This is a genomic window from Streptomyces sp. NPDC088194 (assembly GCF_040702025.1).
Lineage (GTDB): Bacteria > Actinomycetota > Actinomycetes > Streptomycetales > Streptomycetaceae > Actinacidiphila.
In genome coordinates, this window is record NZ_JBFBIV010000087.1 from 24,773 (window position 1) to 34,125 (window position 9,353).

Below are 9,353 nucleotides of genomic sequence, written 5' to 3' on the forward strand. Positions count from 1 at the left end.
GGCACGGTATCGGGCTCGGGACGGCTCCCCGGTCGCGCGACGCATAAGCCGCACATACGCTCCCGAAAAGAGCCACGCGGTGGGCCGTGGCGCGGACAGCGGGAGGCAACGCGGTGCGCCACAAACGTAAGTCGTCGGCCGCCGCGCTGGTGGCGCTGGCCGTACTGGCGATGGGCGCGGGGCTGCCGCTGCGGGCGGTCGCCGACGCCCCGATACCCCTGGCCAGGACCGGCCAGGTCACCGACAGGGTGGGCGCGCTCCAGGGCCGGACCGCGGAGGTGCAGGCCGCGCTGAACCAGCTCTACGACCGGCAGAAGCTCCAGCTCTTCGCGGTCTACGTCAACGGCTTCTCCGGCGCCTCCCCGCAGGACTGGGCGAACGCGACCGCGGTGAAGAACGGCCTGGGCCGCAGGGACGTCCTGCTGGCGGTGGCCACACACGACCGCCAGTACGCGGTGTCGGCGGACCAGGAGTCGGGACTCACCCAGCGGCAGATCGACGAGGTCGGCGACCAGGCGATCGAGCCCGCGCTGCGGCACGACGACTGGGCGGGCGCGGCGGTCGGCGCGGCGACCGGCTACGACGCGGTGCTCGACGGCCACCCGGTGACCGCCCCGGCCATCACCCCGGGCGCGGCGGACCCGGGCGGCACGGGCAGCCGCTCGTCCGGCTCGGTGTGGATTCCGGTGGTCGCGCTGGGCGCGGCGCTGATGCTGGGCATCTGGGCGTACCGCAGGCGGGCCGCCCACCAGCGCCCGGTGCGGACGTCGGCGGGGCAGGGCGCGAGCGAGTGGCGGGCGCGGCCGAAGCAGCCGGTGCCGGTCACCCCGCTGCCGGAGCTGGACGCGCAGGCGCGGGAGCTGCTGGTGGCCACGGACGACGCGGTGCGCACCAGCCAGGAGGACGTGGGGTTCGCGGCGGCGCAGTTCGGCGAGGACGCCGCGCAGCCGTTCGGCGAGGCGGTGGAGTACGCCAAGGGCGAGCTGACCGCCGCGTTCCGGCTGCGGCAGAAGCTCGACGACGCCTACCCCGAGGACGACGAGACCCGGCGGCAGATGCTCGACGAGATCCTGTCGCGCTGCACCCAGGCGAACCGGCGGCTGGACGCGGAGTCGGAGGCGTTCGACAAGCTGCGTGCGATGGAGGCCAACGCCCCGCAGGTGCTGGCGCGGGCCGAGGAGAAGGCGGCGGCGCTGCCGGCCAGGATCGACGCCGCGGCGGCCGCGCTCGGCCCGCTGGCGCAGCGGTACGCCGACTCGGCGCTGGAACCGGTGGCCGGCTACCCGGCCGAGGCCCGCGACCGGCTGGACTTCGCCCGGACCAGCCTGGAGCAGGCGCACACCGCGATCGGCTCCGACCACGGCCGGGCCGCGGTCTTCGTCCGCGCCGCCGAGGGCGCCCTGGACCAGGCCACCATGCTCGCGGACTCCGTCACCCGAAGGGAGCAGGAGCTGCACGCGGCCGACACGAAGCTGGCCGAGGCTCTCGCCGAGACCGAGGCCGACCTCGCCGAGGCCCGCGCGATCCTGGGCGCGGGCCCGGCCCCGGGCGGCAGCACGGAGCCGCCGGCGGGCCCGTACGGGAACGGCCCCGGCAGCGGGCCGACCACCTCGGGTACGGGCGCCGCCGACTGGCTGAACGCTCCGGCGGGCGGCGGACCGGCGGGCGCGGGCGGCGGACCGGCGCCGGCGTATCCCTCCGGGCCCGCGCACGCGGAACTGCGCGGGCGGGTGGCGCGGGCGGAGAGCGTGCTCTCGGCGGTGCGTACGGAGCTGGCGGCCGGGCGGCCGGACCCGATCGCGGCGCTGCGGCGGGTCGAGGAGGCGGACGCCGCGCTCGACGGAGCCCTGGCGGGGGCCCGGGAGCAGGAGGCCGGGCAGCGCCGGGCCTCGGCGCTGGTGGAGCAGGCGCTGCTGGCGGCGCGCAGCGAGGTCGCGGCGGCCCGGGACGTGGTCACCACGCACCGCGGCGCGATCGGCAGCCAGGCCAGGACCCGGCTGACCGAGGCCGAGCGCCGGCTGCGGCGGGCGGAGGCGCTGGCGGCGAGCGAGCCGCAGGAGGCGCTGGAGCACGCCCGCGAGGCGGACCGGCTGGCCCGCGAGGCCCAGACCTACGCGCAGGAGGACGTCACCGGCTTCGGCGGGCGGCGCGGGCGCGGCGGTCACGGCGGCGCGGGCGGCATGGGCGGGGTGGGCGGCGCCGTGCTCGGCGGCATCCTGCTCGGCGACCTGCTCGGCGGCGGCCGGACCCGCGGCTTCGGCATGGGCGGGTACGGCGGGTACGGCGGCGGAATGGGGGGCGGCGCGGGCCCCGGCAGCTTCGGCGGCGGCGGGACCCGCGGCCGGATGGGCGGCGGCGGGCGCTTCTAGGGCCGGCCGGCGGGCCCCGGTCCGCCGGCCCCGCTCCCGCCGCACGCACGGCACGCACGGCACACCCCGCATCCGCGGGACCTCGCGGACGCGGCACCCGAAGAACGAAGGACCCCAGGTCAGTCAAGGAGTAGCCATGACGAAGCAGACGATCCTCGGCCGGGTGGCGCAGCTCGCCAAGGCGAACATCAACGCGCTCCTCGACCAGGCCGAGGACCCGCAGAAGATGATCGACCAGCTCATCCGGGAGTACACCGAGAACATCAAGGAGGCCGAGGACGCCGTCGCCGGCACCATCGGCAACCTGCGGATGATGGAGCAGGACCACGCCGAGGACGTCTCCGCCGCGGCGGAGTGGGGCGGCAAGGCGGCCGCGGCCAGCCGCAAGGCGGACGAGCTGCGGGCGTCGGGCGGCGGCGCGGAGGCCGACCGGTTCGACAACCTCGCCAAGGTGGCGCTCGGCCGCCAGCTCCAGTCCGAGAAGGAGGCGCGCACCGCGGAGCCGGTGATCGCCTCGCAGAACGAGGTGGTGGACCAGCTGCGCGGCGGCCTCGACGACATGAGGGAGCGGCTGCGGCAGTTGCAGGCCAAGCGGGACGAACTGGTCGCCCGCTCCCGTAGCGCGCACGCGCGGAACACCATGATGGACGCGGTCAAGAGCGTCGACGTCCTCGACCCGACGAGCGAGTTGGGCCGCTTCGAGGACAAGGTGCGGCGCGAGGAGGCCCGGGCGCAGGGCCGTCAGGAGCTGGCCGCCTCCTCGCTGGACGCCCAGTTCGAGTCCCTGGACGCGGCGGGCGACAGCGCGGAGATCGACGCCCGCCTGGCCCGGCTGAAGTCCGGCGCGGCCTGACGGCGCGGCACCGGACAGCGCCGCACAGAACCGTAAGGACCCGTAAGGACCCGTACAGCGCCCTAGAACATGCTGAGCAGGTCGTCCACGGACGGCCCGGCGGAGCCCGGCTGGCCGCCGCGCAGGGCCAGTTCGAACCAGACGGTCTTGCCGCGGTGGGTACGGCGGCTGCCCCAGCTCTGGCTGAGCATCGCGACCAGTTGCAGGCCGCGCCCGCCCTCGTCGGTGTCCCGGGCGCGGCGCCGGCGCGGCTGCATCAGCGCGTTGTCCCACACTTCGCAGACCAGGGTGCGGTCCAGCAGCAGCCGTAGCCGGATGTCGCCGTAGCCGTGCCGCAGCGCGTTGGTGACCAGCTCGCTGACGAGCAGTTCCGTGGTGTCGACGAGGTCGTCGAGACCCCACTCCAGCAGCTGGTCGCGGGCGAGTTCGCGGGCCTTGGCGACGGAGGTGGGCTGCGGGGCGAGCGTCCAGTCGCCGACCTGCTCGGCGGGCAGCCCGCGGATACGGGCCATCAGCAGCGCGATGTCGTCCTCGCCGTGGGCGGTGTCGAGGGTCGCCAGGATGTGGTCGCAGACGTCCTCCAGCGGGCGGGCCGGGCCGGCCAGCGAGGCGCGGAAGGCGTCAAGGCCCTCGTCGAGCGGGTGGTTGCGGGACTCGACCAGGCCGTCGGTGTAGAGGGCGAGCAGGGCGCCCTCGGCCAGCTCCACCTCGACCTCCTCGAAGGGCTCGCCGCCGACGCCCAGCGGCACCCCCCGGGGCACTTCGAGCAGCAGCGGGTCCTCGCCGGGCTCGACCACGACCGGCGGCAGGTGCCCGGCGTTGGCGATGGTGCACCGGCGGGTCACCGCGTCGTAGACGACGTAGATACAGGTGGCGAGGTAGACCTCGGCGAGGTCGACGTCGGCGGGGTTCTTCGAGCGGCGGGTGCGGCCGGCCGAGGAGGAGCCGAGGCCCTCGGCGACCTCGTCCAACGCGCCCAGCACCTCGGCCGGTTCGAGGTCGAGCATCGCCAGGGTGCGGACGGCGGTGCGCAGTTCGCCCATCGCGACGGCCGCGCGCAGGCCGCGGCCCATCACGTCGCCGACCACCAGCGCGGTGCGGTGGCCGGGCAGTTCGATGACGTCGAACCAGTCGCCGCCGACCTCGGTCTCCATGCTGCCGGGCAGGTAGCGGCAGGCGATGTCGAGGCCGGTCGCCTCCGGGTCGTCCGGCGGCAGCAGGCTGCGCTGGAGGATCAGCGCGCGTTCGTGCTCGCGGCGGTAGAGCCGGGCGTTGTCGAGGAAGATGGCGGCGCGGGCGGCCAGTTCCTCGGCGAGCATCCGGTCCCGCTCGGTGAACGGCTCGCTGCCCTTGGCCCGGGAGAACTGCACCAGGCCGAGGACGGTGTCGCGGGCCACCATCGGCACCACCAGGGTGGACTGCACCAGCGGGGTGCCGCCCAGGTCGTGGCCGCCCTCGCCGTCGAGCACCTGGAGCTGGGCGGTACGCAGCGCGCGGGCGCTGGCGGAGCCGAACCGGAAGCGGTGCACCGAGCCGACCGAGACCGGACCCTCGCTGGGTTCGACGTCGTCGTCGCCGGCCATCGCCACCGGGGCGTCGGAGACCGAGCTGGCGAAGGCGACCCGGCGGACCTCGCCGCTGCCGTCGGTGGTGCCGGCAAGGTCCTCGGCGCCGGACAGCAGCGCCTGGTAGAGGTCGACGGAGGCGAGGTCGCAGAAGTGCGGCACGGCCACGTCGAGCAGTTCGCGGGCGGTGGTCTCCAGGTCGAGGGAGGTGCCGATCCGCGAGCCGGCCTCGTTGAGCAGCGCGAGGTTGCGGCGGGCGTGGGCGGCCTCGCGCTCGGCGCGCTGCCGGCCGGTGACGTCCATCGCCAGGCCCGCGACACCGATCGGGCGGCCGGAGTTGCTGTGCAGCCGGTACAGCGAGATGGACCAGCGGCGGCGGGCCGGGTCGCCGGGCACGGTGCCGACCAGCGGCATGTCCAGCACCGCGTCGCCGGTCTCCAGCACCTGCCGCAGCGCGGCGGACAGCCGGTCGGCCTCCACCCGGGAGAGGAAGTCCTGCGGGCCGCGGCCCGGTTGCTCGTTCGGGCGGCCGAAGACCGCGGCGAAGCGGTCGTTGACCCGGACCAGGCGCAGGTGGGTGTCGAAGAGCACGAAGCCCATCGGGGACTGCCCGAACACCGCCTGGGAGGCGGCCAGATCGGTCTCGATCTGGCGCAGCGCGGCCACGTCGACCGCCAGGCACAGCGCGCCGTGGTCGGCGGGCATCACGTAGACCTCGGCGCGGCCCTCGGCGCCGGAGGCGTCGCGGTACGGCACCAGGCCCTGCCACTCGCGGCCGTCGAGGATCTTCGCCAGCCGCTGGTGCGCGCGCGTTTGCACGTCGGGCGGCGCGAAGGCGGCGATCGGGTCCTTGCCGACGGCCTCGGCCGCGGTCAGCCCGAAGAACTCGGTGGCGCGCTCGCTCCACTGGTCGATCCGGCCCTCGGCGTCGAGGGAGAAGGAGGCGACGCGTATGTAGTCATACAGGGACCCGGGCGGGCTGGACTGCCAGACGCCGGCCTTTGCCGCGTCCGCGTCGTCGTCGCCGGGCGGAACCGCCCCTGCTGGCATGTCGCTCACTCGCCCGACCCCTCCAGCTCAGCACACATGGACCGGTTGGACCCGAGTATTCAGCATGGCGACCGTCCAGCACACGGTCTTGTCGATCACAGCATCATCTCGGCTCCTGGGGCGCGGGGGCCGTCCCCGGAACACCACGGTCGCACCTCTCGCTCCCGCCTCTTCGGCATACCCGGCACAGTCGCTCGCAACCATCGTGCCCTTCGGCGCCCCGGCGGCGCCCTCCGGTCACGGCAGAGCCAGTTCGAACCAGACGGTCTTGCCGAGCGAGCCGTGCCGCGTCCCCCACCGCCGGGACGCCCCGGCCACCAGTTGCAGGCCCCGCCCGCCCTCGTCGTCCTCGGCCGCCACCCGCTCGCGCGGCGGGTCCGGCAGCGGGTCCGACACCTCCACCAGCAGCGAGCCGCCGCGCACCATGCGCACCCCGATCGGGCCGTGCGCGTACCGCAGCGAGTTCGTGACCAGTTCGCTGACCAGCAGCACCGTGACGTCGGTCAGCGACGCCAGGCCCCAGGACGCCAGGGTGTCGCGGACCCGGCGGCGCGCCAGCCGGACCGCGCTCGCCTCGGCGGGGAAGGTCCAGGCGGCCGTGGAACCGGCCGGCAGGCCGCCGAGGCGGGCCATCAGCAGCGCCACGTCGTCCGGCTCGCGGTCGGGGTCCATCGTGGCCAGCAGGTCGTCGCAGGCGTCCTCCAGGGAGCCCAGCCGGCGGCACAGCGTCGACCGCAGCCGCTCGATGCCCTGGCCGATGTCCTTGCCGCGGGCCTCGACCAGCCCGTCGGTGTAGAGCACCAGGACCGCGCCGTCGGGCACGTCGAGCTCGGTGGTCTCGAAGCGCACCCCGCCGACGCCGAGCGGCACCCCGGTGGGCAGGTCCAGCAGCCGGGCGTAGCAGCGGTCCGGGTCGTCCTGGTGCTCCACCAGCACCGGCGGCGGGTGGCCGGCCTGGGCGATGGCGCAGCGCCGGGTGGAGGGGTCGTAGACGGCGTACACCGCGGTGGCCATCCAGCCCTCGGTCCGGTTCTGGGCGAGGTCGTCGCCCAGCTCGTTGACCCGGCGCAGCAGTTCGTCGGGCGGCATGTCGAGGCCGGCGAGGGTGCGGACGGCGGTGCGCAGCCGGCCCATGGTGGCGGCGGCGACCAGGCCGTGGCCCATCACGTCGCCGACGACGAAGGCGAGCCGGCCGCCGCCGAGCGGGATGACGTCGAACCAGTCGCCGCCGACCTCCGCGCCGCTGCTGCCGGGCACGTAGCGGTAGGCGATGTTGACGCCCGGCGGCTCGGGGACGGTACGCGGCAGCAGGCTGCGCTGGAGGGTCAGCGCGCCCTCGCGCTCGCGGACGTACAGCCGCGCGTTGTCCAGGGCGGTGCCGGCCCGGTCGGCGAGGTCCACGCCGAGCGCGAGGTCGTCGCGGTCGAAGGGCTCGCGGCCGCGGTCGCGGGCGACCACCAGCAGCCCGAGCACCACTCCGCGGGCCCGCAGCGGCAGCACCAGCATCGAGTGGAGGCCCAACTCCAGGGCGGCATCCACCTTGGGGTCGTCGGGGTAGGTGGTGGCGCGCAGCTGGTCGTCGCCGTCGAGCAGCCGCGGCTCGCCGCCGGCCAGCACGGTGCCGAAGACGGAGTGCCGGGTGAAGCCGATCGACTGGCCGCGCCGCAGCATCCGTTCGACCTGCGGGGTCCAGTGCGCGGCGCCGACGCCGAGCTGGCGCAGCGGCTGGGTCTCCCGGAACCCGGCGGTCGGCAGGTCGCCGCCGCCGGCCACCTGCGCGTGCAGCAGCACCCCGGAGTAGCCGGCGAAGGTGGGCACCAGCGCTTCGGCGATGGTCTCGGCGACCCGGCGCACGTCGAGCACGCCGGCGATCCGCGAGCCGACGTCGTTGAGCAGGGTGAGGCGGCGGCGGGCCCGTTCGGCCCGCTCGGCGGCCTGCACCCGCTCGGTGACGTCGATCACGGTGGCGCTGACGCCCAGGACCCGCCCGGCCCGGTCGACCAGCCGGTGGTACGACAGCGAGCGGTGGCCGCGGCCGCCCGGGGCGGGCGCCACCACGTCGATCACCGGCCGGCCGGTGTGCAGCACGCGGCGCTGGAGCGCGGCCAGTTCGCGGGCGGTGTCGGCGTCGAGGATCTCCTCGACGCTGCGGCCGACGTGGTCGGCCGGCGGCATGCCGTTCATGGCGGCGAGCGCGTCGTTGACCCGTACGTAGCGCAGGTCGCGGTCGAGGATCGCGACGCCGAGCGGGGAGGAGTCGAACAGGGAGTCCAGGGCGGCGAGGTCGTGTTCCAGGGTGCGCAGCCGGCTGGTCTCCGCGAGAGCGGCGAGCACGAACGGGCGGCCGTCGCCGTCGACGAGCAGGCTGGCGCGGGTGTCGACCTGCACGGTGTGGCCGTCGCGGTGGCGCAGCGAGAGGATGCCGTTCCAGCGGCCGGTGCGCAGCAGTTCGCCGAGGATCTGCTCGGGCCGGCCGTCGCCCTCGGACGCGTCCGGGGGAAGGGGGTTCCGGGCTCCGGGGCGGGACGGCCCGGCGCCGGCGGTCCCCTCCTCCCCCGTGTCCGCGGCACCGGGGAACGGCTCGGGCGGGCCGAAGAGTCCGCCCACCCTGCGGCCGACGATGTGCTCGCCCGCCCAGCCCAGGACGTCCTCCGCCAGCGGGCTCCACAGCAGCACCCGGCCGCTGGTGTCCAGCATCACGACGGCCACCCGGAGGGCGTCCAGCAGGGTGCCGGAGGCGCGCGGCCCGCCGGCGGCGTCCGGCTCCTGGCCGGGGAGCGGCGCGGAGGGCGGTACGGGCGGCGGTGCGGAAGGCGGTTCGGGCGGCGGCGGTACGGGCCGGGGGGCGCGGCCGGGCGGCGCCCCGGGGTCGTCGCCGCTGGCGCTCATACGTTGCACCCCCGACCGGGTCGGGTCGGGTGTGCGCGCACCCGACCTCCAAGAGAGGTTTACCCTCTCTTACCCGATATTGCCCCTTTCTGCGCAGGTGTGCGCGGAAGGGGCCGTCACGCCTCGGCCGCGCGGGGCACGACCTGCTCGATCACGTACACCTGCGGCGGAGCCGACGGGGCGGCGGGGTAGGTCAGCGTCTCGGCGACCCGCTCGGCCTCCGCGCGTGTCGCGTACCGCCCCACCCGGTAGCGGTTGCCGCCCTCGTCCTGCCGTATGAGGACCCAACCGAACTCCGACGTCACTACGCCGCCCCCTCCTTCGCGCCGAGACCGCCGCATCCCGGCCGGTCCCGTGCTGGCGGAATCGGCGATGCGCATATGCCCGACCCTACGCCCGGGGTTCACCCGGCGGGCACGGAATGACACGAAGAGGTACCGATCCGGCCACTCGTTCGACCTGAAGTTGACGCTCCGTCAGCGCCCCTTCCGGGCACGGCGATACGGCGCGTCCGTACGACGCGTCCGTACGACGCGTCCGTACGACGCGTCCGTACGACGCGTCCGTACGACGCGGACATACGACGCGGACATACAGCGCGGGGCCTGGCCGCCACCGAGGGCGACG

The 9,353-nt window shown here is 75.5% G+C and carries 5 protein-coding genes; 2 read left to right on the forward strand and 3 right to left on the reverse strand.

Going from position 1 to position 9,353, the window contains the following annotated elements:
• Nucleotides 1–170: 170 nt before the first annotated feature.
• Nucleotides 171–2,369, forward strand: coding sequence for a TPM domain-containing protein (locus AB0399_RS32815; RefSeq protein WP_366413792.1), 2,199 nt, complete (start codon nt 171–173; stop codon nt 2,367–2,369).
• 136 nt (nt 2,370–2,505) lie between these two features.
• Nucleotides 2,506–3,222: a PspA/IM30 family protein gene (locus AB0399_RS32820; RefSeq protein ID WP_329365179.1), complete on the forward strand. Its 717-nt coding sequence runs from the start codon at nt 2,506–2,508 to the stop codon at nt 3,220–3,222.
• Nucleotides 3,223–3,284: 62 nt separating this feature from the next.
• On the opposite strand, the gene AB0399_RS32825 is transcribed toward AB0399_RS32820, so the two are convergent.
• From AB0399_RS32825 to AB0399_RS32835, 3 genes are all read right to left on the reverse strand, one after another.
• On the reverse strand, nt 3,285–5,837 hold the full coding sequence (locus AB0399_RS32825) for a SpoIIE family protein phosphatase (protein WP_329373958.1): 2,553 nt from the start codon (nt 5,835–5,837) through the stop codon (nt 3,285–3,287).
• A gap of 237 nt (nt 5,838–6,074) precedes the next feature.
• A complete protein-coding gene (locus AB0399_RS32830; RefSeq protein WP_366413791.1) occupies nt 6,075–8,726 on the reverse strand; it encodes a SpoIIE family protein phosphatase in 2,652 nt (883 codons plus the stop codon).
• Between the two features lie 116 nt (nt 8,727–8,842).
• Nucleotides 8,843–9,031 (reverse strand): SPOR domain-containing protein, encoded by a 189-nt coding sequence (locus tag AB0399_RS32835; RefSeq protein WP_328468810.1) that lies wholly within the window; start codon nt 9,029–9,031, stop codon nt 8,843–8,845.
• Nucleotides 9,032–9,353 lie beyond the last annotated feature (322 nt).